The sequence below is a fragment of the Nocardia violaceofusca NBRC 14427 genome (genome assembly GCF_963869435.1).
GTDB classification, from domain to species: Bacteria; Actinomycetota; Actinomycetes; order Mycobacteriales; family Mycobacteriaceae; genus Nocardia; species Nocardia aobensis.
In genome coordinates this window covers 16,172-38,800 of record NZ_CAWMPM010000029.1, presented here as the reverse complement: position 1 = coordinate 38,800, position 22,629 = coordinate 16,172, and the positions used below count along the sequence as shown (strand labels likewise).

The 22,629-nt window shown below is 68.4% G+C and carries 21 protein-coding genes and 3 tRNA genes; 12 read left to right on the top strand and 12 right to left on the bottom strand.

The window, feature by feature from the left end; translation table 11 throughout:
• Positions 1 to 212: 212 nt before the first annotated feature.
• The 5 genes from AC5592_RS23605 to AC5592_RS23585 form a co-directional block, all read right to left on the bottom strand.
• Positions 213 to 1,283 carry a fused (3R)-hydroxyacyl-ACP dehydratase subunits HadA/HadB gene (locus AC5592_RS23605; RefSeq protein ID WP_063065458.1) on the bottom strand — a complete coding sequence of 357 codons (1,071 nt, stop codon included), beginning with the start codon at positions 1,281 to 1,283 and terminating at the stop codon, positions 213 to 215.
• Positions 1,284 to 1,503: 220 nt separating this feature from the next.
• Positions 1,504 to 1,674: a 50S ribosomal protein L33 gene (gene rpmG / locus AC5592_RS23600; RefSeq protein ID WP_011211653.1), complete on the bottom strand. Its 171-nt coding sequence runs from the start codon at positions 1,672 to 1,674 to the stop codon at positions 1,504 to 1,506.
• Positions 1,675 to 1,717: 43 nt separating this feature from the next.
• Positions 1,718 to 1,790 (bottom strand) — tRNA-Met (locus AC5592_RS23595).
• A gap of 65 nt (positions 1,791 to 1,855) precedes the next feature.
• Positions 1,856 to 1,928: transfer RNA gene (locus tag AC5592_RS23590), tRNA-Thr, on the bottom strand.
• Positions 1,929 to 2,268: 340 nt separating this feature from the next.
• A tRNA-Tyr gene (locus AC5592_RS23585) sits at positions 2,269 to 2,349 on the bottom strand.
• Positions 2,350 to 2,512: 163 nt separating this feature from the next.
• Here AC5592_RS23585 and AC5592_RS23580 point away from each other — a divergent pair.
• On the top strand, positions 2,513 to 3,004 hold the full coding sequence (locus tag AC5592_RS23580; RefSeq protein ID WP_036505887.1) for a YajQ family cyclic di-GMP-binding protein: 492 nt from the start codon (positions 2,513 to 2,515) through the stop codon (positions 3,002 to 3,004).
• Here AC5592_RS23580 and htpX read toward each other — a convergent pair.
• Together htpX and AC5592_RS23570 are read right to left on the bottom strand one after the other, a co-directional pair.
• Positions 3,001 to 3,879 (bottom strand): zinc metalloprotease HtpX, encoded by an 879-nt coding sequence (htpX, locus tag AC5592_RS23575; protein ID WP_036505888.1) that lies wholly within the window; start codon positions 3,877 to 3,879, stop codon positions 3,001 to 3,003. The genes AC5592_RS23580 and htpX overlap by 4 nt on opposite strands.
• Positions 3,880 to 4,025: 146 nt before the next feature.
• The gene (locus AC5592_RS23570; protein WP_063065452.1) at positions 4,026 to 5,048 is read right to left on the bottom strand and encodes a polyprenyl synthetase family protein; all 1,023 of its coding nucleotides are present in this window, start codon (positions 5,046 to 5,048) and stop codon (positions 4,026 to 4,028) included.
• A 415-nt stretch (positions 5,049 to 5,463) separates the two neighbouring features.
• On the opposite strand from AC5592_RS23570, the gene AC5592_RS23565 reads away from it, so the two are divergent.
• The 3 genes from AC5592_RS23565 to AC5592_RS23555 all read left to right on the top strand — a co-directional run bounded on the left by AC5592_RS23565 (position 5,464) and on the right by AC5592_RS23555 (position 7,752).
• Positions 5,464 to 6,747 carry a geranylgeranyl reductase family protein gene (locus AC5592_RS23565; protein WP_063065451.1) on the top strand — a complete coding sequence of 428 codons (1,284 nt, stop codon included), beginning with the start codon at positions 5,464 to 5,466 and terminating at the stop codon, positions 6,745 to 6,747.
• A gap of 84 nt (positions 6,748 to 6,831) precedes the next feature.
• Positions 6,832 to 7,293, top strand: coding sequence for a helix-turn-helix transcriptional regulator (locus AC5592_RS23560; RefSeq protein WP_036505926.1), 462 nt, complete (start codon positions 6,832 to 6,834; stop codon positions 7,291 to 7,293).
• Between the two features lie 9 nt (positions 7,294 to 7,302).
• Complete coding sequence (locus AC5592_RS23555; protein WP_036505891.1) at positions 7,303 to 7,752, top strand: VOC family protein; 450 nt, start codon at positions 7,303 to 7,305, stop codon at positions 7,750 to 7,752.
• 51 nt (positions 7,753 to 7,803) lie between these two features.
• Here AC5592_RS23555 and AC5592_RS23550 read toward each other — a convergent pair whose 3' ends face one another.
• Positions 7,804 to 8,310 carry a DUF2505 domain-containing protein gene (locus AC5592_RS23550; RefSeq protein ID WP_036505893.1) on the bottom strand — a complete coding sequence of 169 codons (507 nt, stop codon included), beginning with the start codon at positions 8,308 to 8,310 and terminating at the stop codon, positions 7,804 to 7,806.
• A gap of 40 nt (positions 8,311 to 8,350) precedes the next feature.
• Between AC5592_RS23550 and AC5592_RS23545 the strand changes: the two genes are divergently transcribed.
• Together AC5592_RS23545 and AC5592_RS23540 are read left to right on the top strand one after the other, a co-directional pair.
• A complete protein-coding gene (locus tag AC5592_RS23545) occupies positions 8,351 to 8,827 on the top strand; it encodes a DUF3592 domain-containing protein (RefSeq protein WP_232329513.1) in 477 nt (158 codons plus the stop codon).
• Positions 8,828 to 8,901: 74 nt separating this feature from the next.
• Positions 8,902 to 10,041: a glycosyltransferase family 4 protein gene (locus AC5592_RS23540; RefSeq protein ID WP_036505895.1), complete on the top strand. Its 1,140-nt coding sequence runs from the start codon at positions 8,902 to 8,904 to the stop codon at positions 10,039 to 10,041.
• Between the two features lie 33 nt (positions 10,042 to 10,074).
• Here AC5592_RS23540 and AC5592_RS23535 read toward each other — a convergent pair whose 3' ends face one another.
• On the bottom strand, positions 10,075 to 10,704 hold the full coding sequence (locus AC5592_RS23535) for a TetR/AcrR family transcriptional regulator (protein ID WP_063065450.1): 630 nt from the start codon (positions 10,702 to 10,704) through the stop codon (positions 10,075 to 10,077).
• Between the two features lie 125 nt (positions 10,705 to 10,829).
• Between AC5592_RS23535 and AC5592_RS23530 the strand changes: the two genes are divergently transcribed.
• The 4 genes from AC5592_RS23530 to AC5592_RS23515 all read left to right on the top strand — a co-directional run bounded on the left by AC5592_RS23530 (position 10,830) and on the right by AC5592_RS23515 (position 18,153).
• A complete protein-coding gene (locus AC5592_RS23530) occupies positions 10,830 to 12,263 on the top strand; it encodes an MFS transporter (protein ID WP_084507051.1) in 1,434 nt (477 codons plus the stop codon).
• Between the two features lie 2 nt (positions 12,264 to 12,265).
• Positions 12,266 to 12,952, top strand: a complete 687-nt coding sequence (locus AC5592_RS23525) for an SGNH/GDSL hydrolase family protein (RefSeq protein ID WP_063065449.1) — start codon at positions 12,266 to 12,268, stop codon at positions 12,950 to 12,952.
• 78 nt (positions 12,953 to 13,030) lie between these two features.
• Positions 13,031 to 13,735: a demethylmenaquinone methyltransferase gene (locus AC5592_RS23520; RefSeq protein WP_036505900.1), complete on the top strand. Its 705-nt coding sequence runs from the start codon at positions 13,031 to 13,033 to the stop codon at positions 13,733 to 13,735.
• A gap of 161 nt (positions 13,736 to 13,896) precedes the next feature.
• A complete protein-coding gene (locus AC5592_RS23515; RefSeq protein ID WP_232329512.1) occupies positions 13,897 to 18,153 on the top strand; it encodes a bifunctional nitrate reductase/sulfite reductase flavoprotein subunit alpha in 4,257 nt (1,418 codons plus the stop codon).
• A gap of 8 nt (positions 18,154 to 18,161) precedes the next feature.
• Here AC5592_RS23515 and AC5592_RS23510 read toward each other — a convergent pair whose 3' ends face one another.
• Positions 18,162 to 19,202, bottom strand: a complete 1,041-nt coding sequence (locus tag AC5592_RS23510; RefSeq protein WP_036505903.1) for an aldo/keto reductase — start codon at positions 19,200 to 19,202, stop codon at positions 18,162 to 18,164.
• Between the two features lie 83 nt (positions 19,203 to 19,285).
• Here AC5592_RS23510 and AC5592_RS23505 point away from each other — a divergent pair, with 83 nt between their 5' ends.
• Positions 19,286 to 19,897 (top strand): TetR/AcrR family transcriptional regulator, encoded by a 612-nt coding sequence (locus AC5592_RS23505; RefSeq protein ID WP_063065447.1) that lies wholly within the window; start codon positions 19,286 to 19,288, stop codon positions 19,895 to 19,897.
• A gap of 13 nt (positions 19,898 to 19,910) precedes the next feature.
• Here the strand turns inward: AC5592_RS23505 and AC5592_RS23500 are convergent, their stop codons facing one another.
• Positions 19,911 to 20,492 carry a TIGR03086 family metal-binding protein gene (locus tag AC5592_RS23500; RefSeq protein ID WP_063065446.1) on the bottom strand — a complete coding sequence of 194 codons (582 nt, stop codon included), beginning with the start codon at positions 20,490 to 20,492 and terminating at the stop codon, positions 19,911 to 19,913.
• A 183-nt stretch (positions 20,493 to 20,675) separates the two neighbouring features.
• On the opposite strand from AC5592_RS23500, the gene AC5592_RS23495 reads away from it, so the two are divergent.
• Entirely contained in the window at positions 20,676 to 20,879 is a 204-nt protein-coding gene (locus AC5592_RS23495; protein WP_039781142.1) for an Rv3202a family protein, read from the top strand.
• 48 nt (positions 20,880 to 20,927) lie between these two features.
• Here the strand turns inward: AC5592_RS23495 and menD are convergent, their stop codons facing one another.
• Positions 20,928 to 22,550, bottom strand: coding sequence for a 2-succinyl-5-enolpyruvyl-6-hydroxy-3-cyclohexene-1-carboxylic-acid synthase (menD, locus tag AC5592_RS23490; protein WP_063065445.1), 1,623 nt, complete (start codon positions 22,548 to 22,550; stop codon positions 20,928 to 20,930).
• Positions 22,551 to 22,629: the final 79 nt, after the last annotated feature.

The following is a 22,629-nucleotide window of genomic DNA, read 5'->3' as shown; positions in this document are numbered from 1 at the left end:
CGGTGCTTATTCAGTTGTGCCAACCCGGGGCCACACAACACGCGCGCCGCTCCGCCGGTGTGCCGGCCCCGGCGGTCACCCGCCCGGAACCAGCCCCTCAGAGCAGCGCGCAGTGGCTGGCGACCCCAGAAAACCGAGTGTACGTTACCGCCCCGGCGGATAGCCAATCGGGCCGTCGGCCACCGCGAAGCGGCTTGCCGGCCCGCCGACTATCATGCCAGCTGCACCGTCGCGGTCGCACGTCCGAAGATTTTCCGGCCGCCGGATTTGGCGACGATCGCGATCACGGCGGTGCGGTTCTCCGGGTCCACCGACTTCACCTTGCCGGTGTATTCGACCTCGGCCGGGTGGTCGCCGGCCACGTAGACCGGGCTGGTGAAGCGCACGTTGTATTCCTTCACCGCGCCCGGGTCACCGAGCCATGAGGTGACGAATCCGCCGCCCAGGCCCATGGTCAGCATGCCGTGCGCGACGACGTTGTCCAGGCCGGCGAGCGCGACGACCTCGTCGCTCCAGTGGATCGGGTTCGCGTCCCCGGAGACGCCCGCGTAGTTCACCAGATCGCCGCGGGTGAGCCGGACGATGCGGGCCGGCAGTTCGTCGCCGACGGCCACGCTGTCGAACGAGCGCGTGTGGCTGCTGACCGTGACCTCGGGAACGGTGGTCACCGGCACCGGGGGCGCCGTGATGGGCGGCTCGGCGGTCGGGCGGTCGGGCGCCTCCGCCATGCCGTGCATGAGGATGTTGCGGACCGCGTCGGCGATATTGGGATCGACGTCACCGCCGCTGCGGCCGACCAGGGTGGTGTACGTGGTGAGCACCAGTTCGTCGTTCTGCGCCGTGACGATGTTCTTGGTGACGATGATGTCGCCGCCGAAGGCCTGCCGGAACGAGTGCAGGTAGACGTCACAGGTGAGCTGGTCGCCGACCCGGATCGGACGGTGGAATTCCAGGATCTGGTCGGTCTGCATGATCTGGCTCAGGTCGTAACCCGTGACGACCTGTTCGAACAGCTTGCGCTGGGCCAGGATGCCGACCAGGGAGATGAACGTCACCGGTGCGACCAGTCCGTCGTGGCCGTACTCGCGGGCGACGCTCTCGTCCCAGTGCACGGGGTGATAGTCCTGCACCGCGCGTGCGTATTCGCGCACCTTCTCGCGGCCGACCTCGTAGTAGTCGTCGACGCGGTAGTGGTGTCCGACCATGGCGGCGGCGTGGGCCGACGGGTCGAACGGTGCGCTGTCGGCGTTCTGCGCGGCCACGGCATCGGTTCCGGTGTTGATTGTCACGGAGAGTTGAGTCCCTATCTGACTCCGCTACCGGGAGTCTGCGGAGCGTGAAACTACCGCAAGTACAGCAAATGCCGGAGCGGGTCGGGAAACCTGCTCCGGCATGAGGTGCTGCATGGGTCGGCGCGGTCCACGAATATCCGGGAAGGTCATCGACAGACCTCCCTGGATCCGGGCGCCGACTTCGCGCGCGGCAGCGTGCACGCGATGAGATCTAGCGAGATTCGCGGTGCGCCCGGTGGGTGCCGCAGTTCGGGCAGAACTTCTTCAGCTCCAGACGATCCGGGTCGTTGCGCCGGTTCTTCTTGGTGATGTAGTTGCGATGCTTGCACTGCTCGCAGGCCAAGGTGATCTTTGGCCGGACATCGGTGGACTTCGCGGCCACGATATGCCTTCTTTCGGGTCAACCTGACGGGGTATCAGTTTTGTAGCGATGGCCGGACTTGAACCGGCGACACAACGATTATGAGTCGTTTGCTCTACCGACTGAGCTACACCGCCATAAAGTCGGTTTGCCATGGCGCCCGGCCTCGGACATGCCGTCGGTCACCACCGGCAATCCGGCGAGCCCCCTAACGGAATCGAACCGTTGACCTTTTCCTTACCATGGAAACGCTCTGCCGACTGAGCTAAGGGGGCATGGCCCCATTCGCTCCGAACTCGAATCCTCGAACCCGGGGCGCTGAAGCCTTGAACGAGGTTACACACTGCACGGCAAAGTTACCAAACCAGCTGGTCAGAGCGGATTTTCAAACTGCTCCGCCAAGGTCTGCGCTCATCGGGCGAGACAGACACCCGAACCAGCCCACAACCCTGCGCCCGCGGGGCGGAACGCGACCGACACCGGAAACGCCACCGGCTGGAAGGGGGGTCCGGGGGGGCGAAGCCCCTCCGGCGTGGGGGTGTGGGGGCCGGGCCCCCACAAATCACCCTCGAAGAAGAAGAGGGCCCTCCCCGATTAGGGAGGGCCCTGAGAAGGTGGCGGATGAAGGATTCGAACCTCCGAAGCTTGCGCGGCTGATTTACAGTCAGCTCCCTTTGGCCACTCGGGCAATCCGCCTTTCGCACTGTTGCCAGCGCGCAGAGCAGAATACAACGACCAGGGCGCTCGGATGCAAACCGGCTGGCCAGCGGGGGTGCCGTGACCGATGCGGGGCGGCCGGGGTAGAAAGTTCCCTACCGGAGTTCCGGGTGAAATGTGAGCCGTCAGACAGGAGCGCAGCGTGGCCGATTCGTCATTCGATGTCGTCAGCAAGGTCGACCGGCAGGAGGTCGACAACGCCCTCAACCAGGCGGCCAAGGAGCTCAACACCCGCTACGACTTCCGTGGCACGGGTGCGAGCATCGACTGGTCGGGTGAGGAGAAGATCGTGCTGTCGGCCGAATCCGAGGAACGGGTGAAGGCGGCGCTGGAGGTGTTCAAGGAAAAGCTGATTCGCCGCGACATCTCATTGAAGGCCTTCGACGCGGGTGAGCCGGCCGCCTCGGGCAAGACCTACAAGATCACCGGCACCCTGGTGCAGGGCATCTCCCCGGAGAACGCGAAGAAGATCGCCAAAAAGATCCGCGACGAGGGCCCCAAGGGCGTGAAGGCGCAGATCCAGGGCGACGAACTGCGGGTCAGCGGGAAGAAGCGCGACGACCTGCAGGCCGTCATCGCGCTGCTGAAGGGCACGGACCTCGACGTGGCCCTGCAGTTCGTCAACTACCGCTAGTAGCTGCGGGGCCCGCCCGCCATGTGCTCGAGGCGCTGGATGCGCTCGCCCATCGGCGGGTGGGTGGAGAACCAGCGCGCCATCTTGTCGCCGGCCCGGAAGGGGTTGGCGATCATCAGGTGCGACTGCGCGGTCAGCTGCGGCTCGGGCGGCAGCGGCGCGGCCTGGGTGCCGCGTTCGAGTTTGCGCAGCGCCGAGGCCAGGGCCAGCGGGTCGCCGGTGAGTTCGGCGCCGTCCTGATCGGCCTGGTATTCGCGGGAGCGGGAGACGGCGAGTTTGATCAGGGTGGCGGCGATCGGGCCCAGCAGTGAGACCAACAACACGCCGAGGATGTTCGGGCCTTCACCGTCGCGGCTGCCGCCGCCGAACATGCTCGCGAAGAAGGCCAGGTTGGCGAGGCCGGAGATGACCGCGGCGAGGGCGCCGGCCACCGAGGAGATCAGGATGTCGCGGTTGTAGACGTGCGACAGTTCGTGACCGAGCACCGCGCGCAGTTCCCGTTCGTCCAGGATCTGCAGGATGCCGCTGGTACAGCACACCGCCGCATGCCGCGGGTTGCGACCGGTGGCGAACGCGTTGGGCGCGTTCGTCGGGCTGATGTACAGCCGCGGCATGGGCTGGCGCGCGGTGGTGGCCAGCTCGCGCACGATCTTGTACATCACGGGCGCTTCGAGTTCGGATACCGGCTGCGCGTGCATGGCCCGCAGGGCCAGCTTGTCGCTGCTGAAGTAGGCGTAGGCGTTCATGCCCACGGCCAGCAGGATGGCGATGATCAGAATCGTGGGGCTGCGGAACATCGCGCCTGCGAACACGATCAGTGCCGACAGGCCGACCATCAGCCCGAAGGTCTTCAAACCGTTCGCGTAACCATGCATGTCGGATCAACGATCGGCGGGGAACTCGGGTTCCGCTCAGGCACGGGCGGTCAGCGTTTGCGTCATCGATCACAGCGCTGCGATATCGATCACAGCAGCGCGAATACCGGACTCCGAGCCTGTCCGCCGTGCGACGGCGGACAGGCTCAGCCGACTCGCTCGATGGTGTATCGAACCAGGCGCTCCAGCGCGTCGTTGGCCGGGCCCTGCGGCAGGGCGGAGAGTTCGGCGTGCGCGATATCGGCGTAGCCCTGCAACTTCTGCTTGGCCAGCACCATGCCGCGCGAGCGGGACAGCAGCTCCAGCGCCTCGGCGACCTCGTCGTCGGATTCCAGCGGCCGGGCCAGCAGCGTGCGCAGCCGGTCCCCCTCGGCGCCCTCGTCGCGCAGCGCGTACAGCACCGGCAGGGTGTGCACACCCTCGCGCAGGTCGGTGCCGGGCGTCTTACCGGACTGCTCGGACACCGAGGAGATGTCGATGATGTCGTCGGAGATCTGGAAGGCGGTGCCCACCGCGTCGCCCAGGCGAGCCAGCCGTTCCACGTCGTCGAGGCTCGCGCCGGAGAAGGTACCGCCGAAGCGCCCCGATGCGGCGATCAGCGAACCGGTCTTCTCCCACACCACCCGCAGATAGTGTTCGACCGGATCCTGAGATTTCTTGGCGCCCAAGGTTTCCCGCATCTGACCGGTGACCAGTTCGGCGAAGGTCTCGGCGATGACGCGCACCGCGTCCGGGCCCAGGGTGGACACCAGCCGGGAGGCGTGGGCGAACAGATAGTCGCCGGAGAGGATGGCGATGCTGTTGCCCCACCGGGAGTTCACGCTGGGGGCGCCGCGGCGCATCGACGCCTCGTCCATCACGTCGTCGTGGTAGAGCGTGGCCAGGTGCACCAGTTCGACCACGGTGCCGGCGGTGATCAGATCGGGGTCGGTCGGGCGCGGACCGAGCTGACCGGTGAGGATGGTGAACAGCGGCCGGAACCGCTTACCGCCGGCGCGCGCCAGGTGCAGCGCGGCTTCCAGCAGGAAGTCCTCCCCGTCGGAGAGCTCGCTGACCAGCAGCTTCTCCACCTCGTCGAGCCCGTTGCGCACGGTCGCCGCGAGCTCGGGATCGCCGAGATCGACCCCGGCAACCACGGTGCTTTCATCGCTCACAGCCGATGCACTCATGTCTTCTCCCAATGCCGCGTCCGTCCCCACACCGAAGAACCTAGCGTGTTGCCCCTCCAGCGCCCATGAACACCTCTGTGTGATTGGCCTCCGCTGTTATTTGGCCTCCGCTGTTATTTGGCCTCCGCTGTTATTTGGCCTCCGCTTCGCTTCGGCGGGGTTTCGGCCCCCTGGGCCTCGATTTTTCCCTCCTCCGCTTCGCTCCCCCGCTCCGTCAGTCCAAAATCGAGGCGGGCCGAAACCCTGGGCCGAGCACTATCTCGCAAGTGCATACCCAGAAGTGGGCACCGGCTATCTGGTTCGACCGAATCTCTTCAGCGCTCGCCGGGTGATGGGCTCATGGCCCCTGACGATCGGCTCGGCCGAAAAGCCGCCCGAGCGAACCGAGAGCTGCACCTCTGCCACTATTGGGCTTATGGGTTCAGCTCAGAACGGCGGTTCGACGGCACCGGAGCGTGAGGGCGGCACGGTCTTGCCCGAGCACGTCGAGGTGCTGGTGGTGGGCGCGGGACCGGCCGGGTCGGCGGCGGCGGCCTGGGCGGCTCGGGCGGGGCGCGAGGTGTTGCTCACCGATGCCGCGGTGTTTCCCCGGGACAAGACCTGCGGGGACGGATTGACCCCGCGCGCCACCGCGGAGCTGGAGGCGCTCGGGCTCGGGGAATGGCTGCGCGCGCATACCGTGAACCGGGGCCTGCGGATGGCCGGATTCGGCCGGGAGGCGCTGCTGCCCTGGCCGGGCGGGTCCTTCCCCACCTACGGAAGTGCTGTTCCGCGAACCGAACTCGACGACAAGCTACGTGAGACCGCGGTCAAGTGGGGTGCGCGCATGGTCGACGGGGTGCGGGTGGTCGCGGTGGCGCGCGCGGACGATCGGGTCACCGGTGTCACCGTGCAGACCGAAGCGGGCTCGCAGGACATCCGCTGCGACATTCTCATCGTCGCCGACGGGGTACGTTCGCCGGTCGGGAAGTTGCTGGGCCGCGTCTGGCATCGCCGCTTCGCCTACGGCGTGGCCGCCCGCGCCTACATCCGCTCCGCCCGCAGCGACGACGAATGGATCACCTCGCATCTGGAACTGCGCGATGCCGAGGGCGGTCTGGTCCCCGGCTACGGCTGGGTGTTCCCCCTGGGCAACGGCGAGGTCAACATCGGTGTGGGCTCCCTGGCCACCGAACGCCGGCCCTCGCATATCGCATTGAAACCCCTTCTGCAGCATTATGTTTCGCAGCGCCGGCCGGAATGGCAGTTCGAGGGCGAGGCGCGGGCCGTCGCCTCGGCTTTGCTGCCGATGGGCGGGGCGGTGTCGAATATCGCGGGCCGCAACTGGGTGCTGGTGGGTGATGCCGCCGGATGTGTGAATCCGCTCAACGGCGAGGGCATCGACTACGGGCTCGAGGGCGGTCACCTGCTGTCCGGACTGCTGGGCGAACCGGATCTGACCACGGTGTGGCCGGATCTGCTGCGCGCCCGCTACGGACGCACCTTCTCGGTGGCCCGCCGGATCGCGGCGCTGGCCACCCATCCGCGGATGGTCCCGACCGGCGGACCGCCGGTGATGCGTTCGGCGCTGCTGCAGCGCACGGCCGTGCGGGTGATGGGCAATCTCGTCGACGAGGAGGATGCCGACCTCACCGCCCGGGCCTGGCGGGCGGCGGGCCGGGCATCGCTGCGTTTCGACGATCCGGCGCCGTTCAGCTGAGCGATGCGCGGCGCCGAGGGCCGGACAGGAGGCAGCGTGGACAACCGCAGCGGGTCACGTCCGCGCCGCGATCGCACACCCTCGGTGCCGGAGGATCTGCTTCCGCACCTGCGCCGGGCGCGGGATCTGGTCGATCGCGAATACGCCCGTCCGCTCGACGTGGACGAACTGGCCGCGACCGCCGGGGTCTCGAAATATCACTTCCTGCGCTGTTTCGCCGCCACCTACGGCCGCACCCCCGCGCTGTATCTGGCCGAGCGGCGCATCGAACGCGCACAGGACCTGTTGCGCGCCACCAACATCACCGTGACCGAGGCGTGCATGCTGGTCGGGTACACGAGCCTGGGCTCGTTCAGCCGCAAGTTCACCGAACTGGTGGGGATGACGCCGTCGGCCTATCAGGCGAAGTTCGCGGCGGACGGAGTTCCGCGCATTCCAGGGTGTTACGTGTTCATGCACGGCCTCTCCGACCGGAAACCGCCGGAGCCGGCGCCCGGTCCCGGTGGCGCAATTTCGGAGAAGCCGGCGGGCACCGAGAGCTCATAGCCTGAGCTCATGACGACGATCACCAACGTATCGCTGGTCACGGTGTATGTGACCGATCAGTCCGCCGCCAAGCAGTGGTACATCGATAAGCTGGGCTTCGTGGAAACCGCCGATATCTCGATGGGCGACAACGGTTTCCGCTGGGTCACCGTCGCTCAACCGGATCATCCCGAACTCGAGGTGACGCTGATGGTTCCGGGTCCGCCGCTCGACGAGACGATGGCCGAGGCGATCCGCCGCTCCCTCGGCAACGGCACCATGGGCGCGCTGGGATTGCGCACGGAGGACTGCCAGAAGGCCTACGAGGAGCTCACCGCGAAGGGTGTCGAATTCGTGCAGCCGCCCGCGGAACGCCCGTACGGCGTGGAGGCGGTGATGCGCGACAACTCCGGCAATTGGCTCGTCCTGGTCGAACAGCGCGAATTCGACGGTGGCGCGTTCGGTCCGGGGGCGCAGTAGCCGGGCGCGGGACGGGTGCGAGCCCGCGCTGCTCGCACCCAGCACTGTCTGCTATGCCCCGGATTCGGTGGCGAAGTACTTCTCGACGAACTTGCGCTCGCTGTTGACCACCCGGTGCTGCAACTGTTCGGCGAGCGGCTCGATGGCCCCGCCGACCAGCGGGACCTTCACCTTCACACTGCCGCTGACCTCGAGTTCGGAGCCCGTGCCCGCGGCCCGCAGCAGGTACTTGCCGGTCATCTCGGAGGAGATGCCCGACGAGGTCGCGGAGAACGTGCCCGCGGCGGAGTTCCCCTCCAGCGGGCCCCAGTCGTCGGTACGTTCGAGCACGAGTTCGGCCTTGAGCACCTTGCGGACGATGGCCGGGATCTTGTCCTGGCGCGCCGTCTCGGTCATGCGCAGATGGATGGTGCCGGGCCCGTTCGGGTGAGCCAGTTCGATGGTCGCGGTCTCGGCGCCCTCGAAGCGGGCGTGCCAGAATTCGTCGCTCGTGAGCGCCCGGTGCAATTCCTCGACCGGGACGGTGTATGACACGGTGAAGCGGAAGTTTCGGGACATGAGCGCACAGGCTATCGGAACCATGCAATAGCCTGGTGCGGTGTCGGAAACCACCGAGTCTGCTGCGCGCGAGCACCGAGCCGAGGCCGGTTCACCTCGCCTTCGCCGGACCCGGATCACCATCGCGGTGATCGCCGCCGCGGTGAGCGTGCTGGCCGTGCTGCTGGTGCTGGCGGCCTGGCGCGATGATCTGCTGATCAGCTCCGACAAGGGCGTGACCAGCGCGGAGGTGTTGTCGGCGGGCCGGTTGCGGTCCGCGGTCACCTATGTGACGCCGGACGGTGTCACGCACAATCCGAAGGTGGGCGTGCTGTATCCCACCAAACTCACCGCCGGCGAGCGGATCAATGTCGAATACAGCCGCAGCGATCCGGAATTGGTCCGGGTCGCCGGGCGCGACGCCCGGGTCGCGGTCATTCCGGCGCTCTCGGTGATCGTGGTGGTGTGGGTGGTGGCGCTGCCGGTGCTGTGGGTGGTGCGCCGCTTCGAGCGCCGGTCGGTGCGCGCCTCCGGGTAGCTGTTCGCCCGAACTTCGCACATCCGTCACATGGGTGTGGTGTCCTGGCGTGCCGCGCCCCGCACACTGCAGGTGTGCGTGTAGCGATCGTCTCCGAATCGTTTCTGCCGAATATGAACGGTGTCGTGAACTCCGTGCTGCAGGTCCTGGCTCATCTGGACCGCGGCGGACACGACGCGCTCGTCATCGCCCCGGACACTCCTCGCGGCCGGGCCGCGGCGCCGCGCTCCTACGGCCGCTTTCCGGTGATCCGGGTGCCGGCGGTCATGGTGCCGCGGATCAGCTCGCTGCCGGTCGGCCTGCCGCAACCATTGCTGACCTCGGCGATCGAGGATTTCGATGCCGATGTGGTGCATCTGGCCTCGCCCTTCCTGCTCGGCGCCGGCGGGGCGGCGGCGGCATTGCGGCTGGATCTGCCCGCCGTGGCGGTCTATCAGACCGATGTGGCCGGATTCGCGGCCAGTTACGGGCTGGCGGCCGCGCAGCGGGCGGCGTGGGCCTGGACGCGGCGCATCCACAATCGCGCGGCGCGCACCCTGGCACCCTCGTCGGCGGCGATGGCGGATCTCGAGCGCCACGGCATCACCCGGGTGCACCGCTGGGCGCGGGGCGTGGACGCGGTGCGGTTCACGCCCGGTGCGCGCGACGCCGACCTGCACGCGCGGTGGGCGGACGGCGACCGGCTGGTGGTCGGCTTCGTCGGCCGGCTGGCGCCGGAGAAACACGTCGAACGTCTCGCCGCGCTGGCCGACGATCCCGATATCCGGCTGGTCGTGGTCGGCGACGGACCGGAACGGGCGCAGCTGCAGCGCCTGCTGCCGACGGCCGTCTTCACCGGTGAACTCGGCGGCGCCGAGCTGGCGCGGGCCTACGCGAGCCTGGATCTGATGGTCCACCCGGGCGAGCACGAAACCTTCTGCCAGGGCGTGCAGGAGGCGCTGGCCTGCGGTACTCCGGTGATCGGCCCCGATGCCGGCGGCCCGCGCGATCTGATCGCCCACTGCCGCAACGGATATCTGCTGCCCGTCGACCGGTTCGCCGAACTGCTGCCGAGTGCGGTTGCGGCGCTGCGTGATCCGGCTCTTCGAGCTCGATTCGCCGGCGCCGCACGCAAATCGGTGCTGCACCGCACCTGGCCCGCGATCTGCACCGAGCTGATGGGGCACTATCACGAGGTGATCGGCGGCCGGGAAGAACTGCACCGCAGCGCCTGAGAACCGCGCTGTCGCAGGCGATCCGGCCGCGGTTCAGGCAGCCTCACCGAGCAGACGGTCGACGACCTGCCGGGCCATGCCCACGGCGGCGTCGTCACCGAGGCGCAGCGCCACGTTGACGGCGTTCAGCACCGCGGCGACCTCGAAGCCCGCCACCTCGGGATCCAGGTCGGCGATCTCGCCGGCGGCGACCGCTCGCCGGAATTGCGCTGTCAGCAGGGCGACCCAGGCACGCTGTTGCTCTCGTAGCGCATCGCGGACGGGTCCTGGCCGGCTGTCGAAGATCGGCAGATTCGCGCCCAGAAAGCACCCGCCGGGAAACATCGGGCGCTGGACGTAGTCGATCCACTCGTCGACGAGGGCGCGAAGCCGCGCGACCCCCGCCGGGGCGTCCCGGGCCGGTCGGACGACGGTGTCCACGAACAGTTCCCGCGCCGCCTCCACGGTCGCGAGTTGCAGCTTCTCCTTGGTCCGGAACAGGGTCTGAATCCCGGCCTTGCTGACGCCGAGATCATCGGCCAGCCGCCCGAAACTCAACCCGTCGAGTCCGTCCACCGACGCGATCTCGATCGAGCGGCGAGTCACCGCGTGGCGCGAACGCGCGCCGCGACGGAGCCGCTGATCAGCACTTTCCGCTGCCGCTTGCTGCTCGGGTACGACCATACGGTCGATCGTATGTCACTCGTGCACAGGGCATCGACTATTGCGGTAAACATACGGTCGACCGTATTCTTTCGAACACATCGGCGAGCGACGGCACCGCCGGTGGTGACGAGAAGGGATGCCTGATGGATGGCGCAACAGCCGAACAGTCCGTGACCGCGGACGAACCCACGCCGGTGCGGCCGGTCCGCGACCGTTCGACGGCGATCGTATGGATCCTGTGCTCGGCCGCATTCGTGGCGATGCTCGACGTCTTCGTGGTGAACGTGGCCTTCACGAAGATCGGCGAGTCCTACCGGGGATCGTCGCCGGCCGATGTGAGCTGGGTGCTCAACGGCTACGCGATCGTCTACGCGGCCCTGTTGATTCCGGCGGGCCGATTCTCGGATCGCTTCGGCCGCAAGACCGGATTCCTCGCGGGCCTCGCCCTGTTCACGGCGGCGAGCGTGGCCTGTGCCGCGGCTCCGGCGCTGTGGGCGCTGGTGGCGTTCCGGGTCGTGCAAGCGATCGGCGCCGCGGCCCTGACGCCGGCCGGTCTGGGATTGCTGCTCACCGTGCTGCCGGCGGCCCGGGTGCCGGGCGCGGTGAAGATCTGGGCCACGACGAGTTCGTTCGCCGCGGCCTGCGGCCCGGTGGTCGGCGGAGCGCTGGTGGAAATCTCCTGGCGCTGGGTCTTCTTGATCAACCTGCCGGTCGGCGTGGTGACCGGGCTCGCGGCCGCGTGGCTGGTGCCGAATCCGCCGCAGCGAACCGCCGCCCGGATGCCCGACCTACTGGGGGTGACGGTGCTGATCGTGGCGATCGGCGCGCTGTCGCTGGCCCTGGTCGAAAGCGATGCGTGGCCCGGCGGCGCGACCTGGGCGGCCGCGGCCGTGGCGGCGCTCGGCGTCGCCGGATTCGTCGCGCGGATGCGGCGGCATCCGGATCCGGTGGTGCCGCCGGATCTGTTCCGGGTGCCCACGTTCGCCTGGGCCAACGCCACCGTGCTGGCGTTCTGCACGGCCTTCGGGGCCTGGTTCCTGAGCATCACGCTGTGGCTCGAGAACGCGGCCCACTTCAGCACGATCCGAACCGGGCTCGCCATCGTCCCCGGCCCGATCATGGTGCCGATCTTCGCCGCCGTCAGCCAGCGACTGATCCGCCGATATCCGGCGGGTATCGTTGTGGCCCTGGGCAATACGCTGTTCGCGGCCGGTGTCCTGCTCGTGCTGTGCACCGCCGACACACCCGTGCGGTACACCACCGCGGTACTGCCGGGCTGGGTGATCTCCGGTATCGGCATCGGCCTCGCGCTGCCCACGATGATCGCCTCGGCCGCCGTAGATCTGCCGCCGGACCGCTCGGCGACCGGCAGCGCCGTGGTCAACACCGCCCGCCAGCTCGGCTACGTCGTGGGCGTCGCGGTACTGATCGCGCTGCTCGGATCGTTCGGCACCACCGACCGGATGGTGGCCGCTTTCCGGCACGGCTGGTCGTTCATCGCGATCGTGGCCCTCGCAGGCGCGGCGACGGCCTTCGGCATCACACCCCGTACCCGTCGATCGAAGCGAATCGAGTGACCATGTCGACACCCACGACAAAGGCGACGGCCGAGGAGGCCGATCCGCTCTGCCTGTCCGAGACCACCGCGGCCGCATTGCTGTTCGACGCGCCGTGGCGCCGCTTCGGCGTGGCCGGCGACAGCTTGTCGGCCGGAGTCGGCGACCCCACCCCCGGCTACGGGAACGCGGGCTGGTCCGAGCGACTCGTGCGGATACTGCGGCGCGTGCGCCCGGACATGCGATATCTCGCTACCGCGAAGATCGGGGCCACCACGGGGCAGACGTCGGCCCACCAACTCGACCGCATCGCGGCGTTCCGTCCGGACCTGCTGCATCTGCCGTGCGGCCCGAACGACATCACGCGGCGCGATCCCGATTTCGACGAGATCGAAACGGCGATGCGGCGCATGTACGACGTCGCGGCGAGCACGGGCGCCCTGCTGACGACGTTCACCCTCGGGAGCGCCTATGTCGTACCGGCTGTGCCCGACTGGCCCGAGCGAATCCGCAGCATGAACGACATCACGCGCCGAGTCGCCGCCGGCTACGGGGCGGTCGTGGTCGACATGTGGGATCACCCGGTCAACGCTCGCGACAACCTGCTCAGTGCGGATCGCATCCACTTCTCGACCTCCGGCCAGGCGGTGCTCGCGACCGAGATGGTCAAACAGCTGGCCTACGCACTGTCGAGCCGGAGGAGCGAATAGCGCAGGCGCCCAATCCTCCCCGTGATCGCGCACCGGCCCGCGTCCCCGCCCCGGGCGCCGAGCGCTAGGGTCACTCCCGTGGCGAAGACAGAGTCGTTTCGGGCCTCGTTGGACAAGCAACCGCATGAGGTCGCATCCATGTTCGACGGGGTCGCGAAGCGGTACGACCTGACCAACACGGTGCTCACCGGCGGACAGGACCGCTATTGGCGCTGGGCCACCCGCCGCGCGCTGGCCCTGCGGCCCGGGGAGCGGGTGCTGGATCTGGCGGCCGGAACCGGCGTCTCCACCGCGGAATTCGCGAAATCGGGAGCCTGGTGCCTGGCCCTGGACTTCTCCAAAGGCATGTTGGAGGCGGGGCGGTTCCGCCGGGTTCCGATGGTGAACGGCGACGCCACCGCCCTGCCGTTCGCCGACGATTCCTTCGACGCGGTCGCCATCTCCTACGGCCTGCGCAATGTCTCCGAACCGGACGCGGCCCTGCGCGAAATGCTGCGCGTCACCAAACCGGGCGGACGCCTGGTCGTGGCGGAATTCTCCACCCCGGTCTTCGGGCCGTTCCGCACGATCTACATGGAATACCTGATGAAGGTGCTGCCGAAGGTCGCCGAGGCCGTCAGCAGTAATCCGGACGCCTATGTCTACCTGGCCGAATCGATCCGGGCCTGGCCCAATCAGCGACAGCTGGCGATGCGGATCTCCGACGCCGGCTGGTCGTCGGTGCAGTGGCGGAATCTGACCGGCGGCATCGTCGCGCTGCATCGCGGTTACAAACTGGGGTGAAGTAGCTCACCGCGCCCGGCCGGACCGCCGGCGCAAACGAGGCCCGACCGGGTGCGAACCGGAAATCTCACCGCGACGGCACCGCTGAGGTGAGAATTTTCGTCATCTGCCGATAACGTTCGGTAAATCCGTCGCAACGGCAGCTCGCCATCATCGGGGGTGTGTCGAGCGCCGAGAACTCCACGAGCACCGTCCGGACCGCGTGCTCCTACTGCGGCGTGGGCTGCGGCATCACGGTGCGGACCGAGCGCGACGCGGCCGGCGCACCCGTCATCGCGAAGGTGAGTGGCGACAAACTGCATCCGGTCAATGCCGGACGACTGTGCACCAAGGGCGCCACCCACCTGGAACTGATGCGCGCCCCCGGACGCATGACCACGGCGCTGCACCGGCCCCGGCGCGGGCAGGAACCGGTCGAACTCGCGGTCGAGGAGGCCGTGCGGCAGGCGGCGCAGCGGTTGCGCGCCATCGTCGACGAATACGGGCCCGATGCCGTCGCGCTCTACGTCTCCGGTCAGATGACACTCGAAGCGCAGTATCTGGCGAACAAATTGGCCAAGGGCTATCTGCGCACGGTGAATATCGAATCCAATTCGCGGCTGTGCATGGCGAGTGCCGGTACCGGATACAAACAATCGCTGGGCGCCGACGGCCCGCCGGGTTCCTACGACGACCTGGACCGCGCCGACCTGTTCTTCGTGATCGGCTCGAATATGGCCGACTGTCATCCGATTCTGTTCCTGCGCATGGCCGATCGGCTCAAGGCCGGTGCCAAACTGATCGTGGTGGATCCGCGGCGCACCGACACCGCCGCCCGGGCCGACCTTTTCCTGCAGATCAGGCCCGGCACCGATCTGGCGTTGCTGAACGGATTGCTGCACCTGCTGGTCGGCAACGGTGATATCGACGCCGAATTCATCGCCGCCCACACCGAGGGCTGGGAGGCGATGCCGCAATTCCTCGCCGACTATCCACCGGCCCGCGTCGCCGAGATCACCGGATTGGCCGAGGACGATATTCGCACCGCCGCGGCGTGGATCGGCGCGGCCGGCGAATGGATGACGCTGTGGACGATGGGGCTCAATCAGTCCACCCACGGCACGTGGAACACCAATGCCATCTGCAATCTGCATCTGGCCACCGGCGCCATCTGCCGGCCCGGGAGCGGTCCGTTCTCGCTGACCGGGCAGCCGAATGCCATGGGCGGGCGCGAAATGGGCTATATGGGTCCCGGTTTGCCCGGGCAGCGCAGCGCCCTCGTCGACGCCGATCGCCGTTTCGTCGAAACCGCGTGGCAGCTTCCGGCAGGCACCATTCGCGCCGAATCCGGACGCGGCACGATCGACATGTTCCGGGAATTGGCCGACGGCCGGATCAAGGCGTGCTGGATCATCTGCAGTAATCCGGTGGCCTCGGTGGCGAATCGCAAAACCGTCATCGCCGGTCTGGAGGCGGCGGAACTGGTGATCACCCAGGACGCCTATCTCGATACCGCGACCAATGCCTATGCCGATCTGCTGCTACCGGCGGCGCTGTGGGCCGAAGCCGACGGCGTGATGGTCAATTCCGAACGCAATGTCACGTTGTTGCGGAATTCGGTGGAGCCGCTCGGCGCGGCGCTGCCGGATTGGGAGTGGATCGCGCGGATCGCGACGGCGATGGGATTCGAGGGATTCGACTACGCTTCCAGCGCCGAGATCTTCGACGAGATCCGTGGTTTCGCGAATCCGGCGACCGGATACGACCTGAGCGGAATGAGTTACGCCGCACTGCGCGAGGGTCCGATGCAGTGGCCCTGCGCCGATGCCACGCAGCGCCGCAACCCGATTCGCTATCGCACCGGCGATGCGGGCGCGCTGGTCTTCCCCACCGCGAGCGGCCGGGCCGTGTTCTGGCCACGGCCGCATATGGCTGCCGCCGAAATGCCCGACGACGACTATCCCTTCGTCCTGAATACCGGTCGTGTCCAACATCAATGGCACACGATGACCAAGACCGGGCGGGTCGCGAAGCTGAACAGATTGAATCCGGCGCCGTTTCTCGACGTGCATCCCGACGATGCGCGCGCACTCGGTGTGCGCCCCGGCGATCAGATCGAAATCGCTTCTCGCCGTGGGCGAGCGGTGCTGCCCGTGCAGATCACCGATCGGGTGCGGCCTGGCGCGTGTTTCGCACCGTTCCACTGGAACGACGAACAGGGGGAATATCTGACCATCAATGCCGTGACCAACGACGCCGTGGATCCGGATTCGCTGCAACCGGAATTCAAGGCGTGCGCGGTGACGTTGCGCCGCGTCGGGCCCGCTCGGGACACTCGCGACGAGGACGACCCGGGAGGCACCGAACCGGACGACCGGGTCGACGCCGTGGGCGCCGGCCCGGTGGTATCCGGCGGCGCACCCGCAGCGCATCCCCTCGCCGCGATGCTGGGACTCGATTCCGCAGCCGCGCCGATGCTCAGCGAGGCGGAGCGGATCTATCTGGGCGGGTATCTGGCAGCGCTGCAATCGCTTCCGGTCCAGGGGCAGCCCGTCCTCCCGGAATCGGCGCCGCTGTCCGACCGCAGCCGCTGGTGGATCGACGGGCTGCTGGCGGGGATGTACTCGCGGGCCCCCGGCTCCCCGCCCGGCGCCACAGCCGCAGCCCCCTCGACTCCGGCCGGCCCGCAGCGACGGCCGGTGACCGTGCTGTGGGCTTCCCAGACCGGTACCGCCGAAGAATTGGCCGCGACGGCCGCGGCGGCCCTCGCCGAGCACGGGCACGCGCCCCGGCTGGTCGAGATGAACGCGTGTGAACTGCCGGAACTGACCGGTGACGTCCTGTTCGTCACCAGCACCTTCGGTGACGGCGGCCCACCGGACAACGGCGCCGACTTCTGGGATCGACTGCAGGACAGCGGCACTCGCTTCCCAGGCCTCCGATATGGAATCTTCGCCCTCGGCGACTCCTCCTACGACGATTTCTGTGGCTACGGCCGCAAGGTGGATCGGCTGCTGTCCGAACGGGGAGGTGTCCGGCTGCTGGATCGCGTCGACAGCGAACCGGATCACGAGGATGCGTCGCAGGAGTGGATCACCGCGGTCCTCGCCGCCCTGGACGACGGTCACGGGAATTCGCCCACCGACGACCATGGTGCCGGCGCGCCCAGCGGTAGTGGTGCGGCCGCCACGCTCAGCGAGGGTCCGGTTCCGTCCACCGACACCGGTCGTACCGGCGCGCCCGCGGGGCTCGGCGTCCGGGTACTCGATCGCGTCGAGGCCCGCACCGCCGCGCCCGCGCGCACCACCCGATCGGTCCCCGCGCCCTTCACCCGCAACGCCCCGGTTTCGGCCCCGCTGATCCGCAACGACCTGCTGTCACGGCCCGGATCCGGTAAGGAGGTGCGGCAGTTCGGATTCGACCTGAGCGGTCTGGAGGCCGGCTACGAGGTCGGCGACAGCCTCGGGGTGTGGCCCGCGAACAGCACTGCCGCCGTGCGGAATTGGCTGGCGGCGACCGGACTCGACGGTGCCCGGCCGATCGAGATCGACGGACGCGATGTGCCACTGGAATCGGCACTGCGCACGCATTTCGACATCACCAAGATCAGTGGCGATCTGCTGTCCTTCGTCGCCGACCACAATCCCAGTCAGCAGTTGGCGAAGCTGCTGCGCCGCGACAACCGCAACGAACTGGACCGCTATCTGTGGGATCGCCATGCCGTCGACGTTCTGCGCGACTTTCCCGTACGGGCCGATCCGGTGGAATGGCTCTCGGTGCTGAAAAAGCTGCAACCGCGGCAGTATTCGATTTCCTCGAGCCCGCTGGTGAGTCCGCGCGAGGTGCAGCTCACCGTCGGTGTGGTGCGCTACGGCGCCGCCGACGACCCGCGCGGCGGGGTATGTTCCACCTTCCTCGCCGACCGGGACGAGACCGGTGGTGTGCCCGTATTCCTGCAGCGCGCACCGCATTTCCGGCCGCCGCTGGATCCGAACGCGCCGATGATCATGGTCGGCCCGGGCACCGGCATCGCGCCGTTCCGAGGCTTCCTGCATGAACGCCGCGCGCTGGGATGCCGCGGGCGCAACTGGTTGTTCTTCGGCGATCAGCACGCTCAGGACCACTTCTACTACCGCACCGAACTCGAGGACATGTTCCGCTCCGGGTTTCTCACCCGGCTCGACCTCGCCTTCTCGCGGGATCAGCGCGAGCGGATCTACGTGCAGCACCGCATGATCGAACACGGCGCCGAGTTGTGGTCGTGGCTGCGCGACGGCGCTCACCTGTACGTCTGCGGTGACGCCGCGCGGATGGCCCGCGACGTCGACGACGCCCTGCTGAAGATCGCCCGCATCCACGGCAATCTCGACGAGGATGCGGCGCTGGCGTTCAAGAAGCAGCTGACCGCGGAGAAACGGTATGTGCGCGATGTGTACTGAGCCGCCCGCTACGCGACCCCGATCGGCGGGTTGACCCGCGCGAAATCCGGCAGCCGGTAGTAGGGGTAGTACGGATACGGCGGAGTCACGGCGCTGACCTTGTTCAGCCGGGCCAGTTGCTCGGGCTCGAGTTGCCAGCCGACCGCACCGAGGTTCTGGCGCAGCTGTTCCTCGTTGCGGGCGCCGACGATGACCGTCGCGACGGTCGGGCGCGAGAGCAGCCAGTTCAGCGCGATCTGCGGTACGGACTTCCCGGTTTCGGCCGCGAGTTCGTCGAGCACGTCCACGACGTCGTAGAGCAGTTCATCGTCGACCGGCGGGCCGGCCTCGGCGGTGCGATGCAGGCGGCTGCCCGCCGGAAGTGGTTGTCCGCGCCGGATCTTGCCGGTCAACCGGCCCCAGCCCAGCGGGCTCCAGACCATCGCGCCGACGCCCTGGTCGCGGCCGAGCGGCATCAGTTCCCATTCGTAGTCGCGGCCGACCAGCGAGTAGTAGACCTGATGGGCGACATACCGCGGATGACCGCCGCGGTCGGCGGCAGCGAGGGATTTCATGAGCTCCCAGCCCGCGAAGTTGGAGGCGCCCAGATAGCGGATCTTCCCGGCGCGCACCAGATCCGCGAGCGTGTCCAGCACCTCCTCGACCGGGGTCGCGGCGTCGAAGGCGTGCAGCTGGAACAGATCGATGTAGTCGGTGCCGAGCCGGCGCAGCGCGGCATCGACGGCCGCGATCAGCCGGGAACGTCCCGACCCGGCCTCGGCGGCTCCGGGCCCGGTGGGCAGTCCTGCCTTGGTGGACAGCAGAACTCGATCCCGGCGACCGCGAATCGCGCGGCCCAGAATCTCTTCCGAGGCGCCGTCGGAGTAGACGTCCGCGGTGTCGAACATCGTGACGCCGGCCTCCAGCGCCACATCGACCATCCGGCGCGCCTGCTGGGCGTCGGTATCGCCCCACGCGCCGAACAGTTCGCCTCGGCCCCCGAAGGTGCCCGCTCCGAAGCTGAGAGCCGGGACGAGCAGACCCGAGGCACCCAATCGACGATAGTCCATGACCAACCCCTAACGGAACTGAAGTTTCATTAACACGTGAGACGATACACTCGATCCGACGCTAATGAAACTGGAGGACCGTTATGAGCTCGGACACTGCCGCTCCCGGTTCGGTACGCCCGGGCGGTCGCACGGCGCGCGTCCGCGAATCCGTCCTGCGTACGGCCGGGGATCTACTGGCCGAACGCGGCTTCGCCGAACTCGACCTCGCCGAGGTCGCGGCCCGCGCGGAGGTCGGCAAGACCACCGTCTACCGCCGCTGGCGCACCCCGGCCGGGCTGATGGCGGACATGCTCACCGATATGGCGGAAACCTCGCTGCCGCACGCCGATACCGGATCGCTACGCGGCGACCTCACCGCCAATGCCCGCCTCGTCGCGCGCACCCTGACCGACCCACGCCAGGGCCCGCTGTTCAAAGCCCTTGTCGCCGCGGCCATCTGCGATCCGGAAACCACCGCGGCCCTGCACCGGTTCTACGACGTGCGGATCACCGAATGGGAGCCGTGCGTCACGGCCGCGGTCGAACGCGGCGAACTCGCCCCCGGAACCGATGCCCGCGCCGTGGTTTCCGCCGTCTCGGCCCCGCTGTACTACCGCTTCCTGATCTCCGGCGACCCGATCGACGATGCGGTCGCGGTGACCGCCGCGGAAGCCGCGACGACAGCCGCCACCGCAGGCCTGTTCACCCGGTGAGCGAACGGAACGCTCACACCTGCCGGTACGGATCTCGCCCGGTCAGGCCGAGCAGGCGCTCCCAGTCCGACGCGTCGGCGGACACCTCGATCACCGGGCCGAACAGCCCCGGAACGCCTTCGCGCGGCGTCTCCCGGAACTGCTCGAGCAGCACCGCTACATCCTTGTCGGCCGGCTCGAATCGGCGACCCGTGGCACACGCCAGGTCCCAGCTGTGCATCACCACCTCGTTCAGGGCGAATCCGGCCATCGCGGGCGCGGGGGCGGTGACGCCGCCCACCTCGGTATCGCCCTCCCAGGCGGCCGGATCGCGCCACGCCTCGGTGAGCGCCTTCAACTGCGTCGTGATCAGCTCGCCCCACCCCTCGGGCAGATCCGCATCCGGCGCCTGCTGCGGCGGCGCGGAGCGGCCGACGCCTTCCTTGGTGGCACCCTGACGGAATCCCTCGGTGAATCCGAGGGTGTGGAACAGCAGATCCCGCACGCTGACCCCCGGGCTCGGGGTCGCGGCGCTCAGATCGTCCGCGCCGATGCCGCTGATGATCTCGGTCATCGCATCGGTGGCGCTCTCCAGATCGAAGTGGGGTGTCGCCATGTGGTCCTCCTCCGAATACGGCCTGTACCGGCACAGGCACTCATAGAGAGGACGACGCGGACCACCCGAATTCATCGGCGGCCGCGAACGAACGGTTGCCAGCCGCACGCGGTGAGGGCATCCTCGACAGTGCCGGATCGCGGTATCCGGCGAATCGGACCCCCGAGCGGAAGGGAGCAACCGATGACCGATCCCACCATCGACACCACCTCCGTCGATATGGTTCCGGAGGCCGACCAGCTGGACCAGAATCTCGAGGTGGCGCCGGACGAACCCGAATTCGACGCACCGGCCGTCGACCGCGAAGCCGCCGAGGCCGACCTCATCGAGCAGTCCATTCCCGTGCCGCTCGACGACGAATACGACGAGCCCGAGGCCGGTTACTGAGCTGACCGGTTCCCGGTCTAGCCGGTACCCGGTCTATTCGGTACCGATTTATTCGATGCCGGCACGCACCGCGGCATGCAACTCGCGCAGGCTGGATCGCTCGGTTGCAACCTCCAGCACGCGAATGCCGTGGGCGTGCCCGGTCATTTCCACCGCCAGTTCGGCGGGGTCGACCTGCCGGTGCGGAATCCGGTAGGCGGCGCACAGCGCGGCCAGATCCATCCCGTGCGGGGTGCCGAAGATGCGCTCGAAGACGCCGGCGTATTGCGGATCACCCTGTTCGAGCAGTTCGAAGATGCCGCCACCGTCGTCGTTGGCGACCACGATGGTCAGATCCGCCGGGCGCGGCTCCCCCGGGCCGATCAGCAGGCCGGAGGCGTCGTGCAGGAAGGTCAGATCGCCGATCAGCGCGAAGGTCCGGCCGGGATGGCTCAGGGCCGCGCCGACCGCGGTGGACACCGTGCCGTCGATACCGGCCACGCCGCGGTTGGACAGCACCTTCACACCGGGACGCGGATGCGACACGAGCGCCGCGTCGCGCACCGGATTCGAGGCGCCGAGCAGTAGCTGGTCGCCCTCGCGCAGGGCGTCCATCACCACCGAGGCCACGTGCAGGCCGGTCGGCTTGGGATGGCGGGCGAGTTCGGTGCGGATCGCGCGGCACGCCATCGCGTCGAGTTCGCGGCACTGCTCGAGCCACTCCGGGCGCGGCGCCCCCGAGGTGACCGCGCGGGTGCCGGTGCCGACGACATTGCCGGACACATCGGGCCAGCGCGGCCCGGTGGTCAGCGCGAAGACGGTGACATCCGGATCGGCCAGCACCTTCGACACCTGCCGATGCAGCGTCGGCCGGCCGGTGATGACGGCCTGGCGCGGCTTCAACAGCGGCAGCGCCAGCGGATGCAGGGCGGGGCCGGGCATCGCGGCGGTGGGTTCGGCGACCGTGGGCAGCTGCGCCAGCTCGGCGCGATAGCCCGCGCCGTGACCGGAGATGACGACGGTATCGAGCGTCAGGTCGATCTCGAGCGGTACGTCCAGGGTCGCGTACTGAGTTTCGGTCCACGGCGCGTCACCGGCGCGTCCGGCCGGAATCGGCTCGCCGGCAACGGCATCGGGGACCAGCGGCTCGCGCAGCGGAATGTCGAAGTGCACGGGCCCGGCGTTGCCGGACCGGGTGCCGCGCGCGGCGGCCAGGACGCGGCAGACCGCGGCCCGCCACACACTGTTCTGACTGCGGTAATCCGGTTCCGCTTCGGCCAGGCCCAGGCTGATCGCGGCCCGCACCTGACTGCCGAACAGGCCGAACTGCTCGACGGTCTGGTTGGCGCCGCTGCCCAGCATCTCGTAGGGCCGGTTGGCGCTGAGCACGATCAGCGGCTGCCGGGCGTAGTTGGCCTCCAGCACCGCGGGCCCGAGGTTGGCCACGGCGGTTCCCGAGGTCATCACCACCGGCACCGGTGCCCCGGTGGACACCGCCATGCCAACCGCGAGAAATCCGGCGGTCCGCTCGTCGATGCGCATATGCAGTCGCAGCCGCCCCGCCGCATCGGCCGCCTGCAGCGCGAAGGCCAGCGGCGCGTTGCGTGAGCCCGGGCACAGCACGACATCGCGCACACCCCCGCGCACCAGCTCGTCCACCACGACCTGGGCCTGTGCTGTCGATGGATTCACCTCCCCAGACTGTCAGACCTTCCGGCCGTAGGGGACGTCGACCCGCTCACACCGGGTTCATCGAGTTAGGTTTTGCTAA

What these genes read in the sequence shown, in the direction of transcription:
- AC5592_RS23530 (WP_084507051.1), top strand. Translation starts at nt 10,830, where the DNA reads ATGGATGGCGCAACAGCCGAACAGTCCGTGACCGCGGACGAACCCACG.
- AC5592_RS23565 (WP_063065451.1), top strand. Translation starts at nt 5,464, where the DNA reads ATGGGTTCAGCTCAGAACGGCGGTTCGACGGCACCGGAGCGTGAGGGC.
- AC5592_RS23500 (WP_063065446.1), bottom strand. Translation starts at nt 20,492, where the DNA reads ATGGCGACACCCCACTTCGATCTGGAGAGCGCCACCGATGCGATGACC.
- AC5592_RS23525 (WP_063065449.1), top strand. Translation starts at nt 12,266, where the DNA reads ATGTCGACACCCACGACAAAGGCGACGGCCGAGGAGGCCGATCCGCTC.
- AC5592_RS23535 (WP_063065450.1), bottom strand. Translation starts at nt 10,704, where the DNA reads ATGGTCGTACCCGAGCAGCAAGCGGCAGCGGAAAGTGCTGATCAGCGG.
- AC5592_RS23505 (WP_063065447.1), top strand. Translation starts at nt 19,286, where the DNA reads ATGAGCTCGGACACTGCCGCTCCCGGTTCGGTACGCCCGGGCGGTCGC.
- htpX (WP_036505888.1), bottom strand. Translation starts at nt 3,879, where the DNA reads ATGCATGGTTACGCGAACGGTTTGAAGACCTTCGGGCTGATGGTCGGC.
- AC5592_RS23570 (WP_063065452.1), bottom strand. Translation starts at nt 5,048, where the DNA reads ATGAGTGCATCGGCTGTGAGCGATGAAAGCACCGTGGTTGCCGGGGTC.
- AC5592_RS23555 (WP_036505891.1), top strand. Translation starts at nt 7,303, where the DNA reads ATGACGACGATCACCAACGTATCGCTGGTCACGGTGTATGTGACCGAT.
- AC5592_RS23495 (WP_039781142.1), top strand. Translation starts at nt 20,676, where the DNA reads ATGACCGATCCCACCATCGACACCACCTCCGTCGATATGGTTCCGGAG.
- AC5592_RS23510 (WP_036505903.1), bottom strand. Translation starts at nt 19,202, where the DNA reads ATGGACTATCGTCGATTGGGTGCCTCGGGTCTGCTCGTCCCGGCTCTC.
- AC5592_RS23550 (WP_036505893.1), bottom strand. Translation starts at nt 8,310, where the DNA reads ATGTCCCGAAACTTCCGCTTCACCGTGTCATACACCGTCCCGGTCGAG.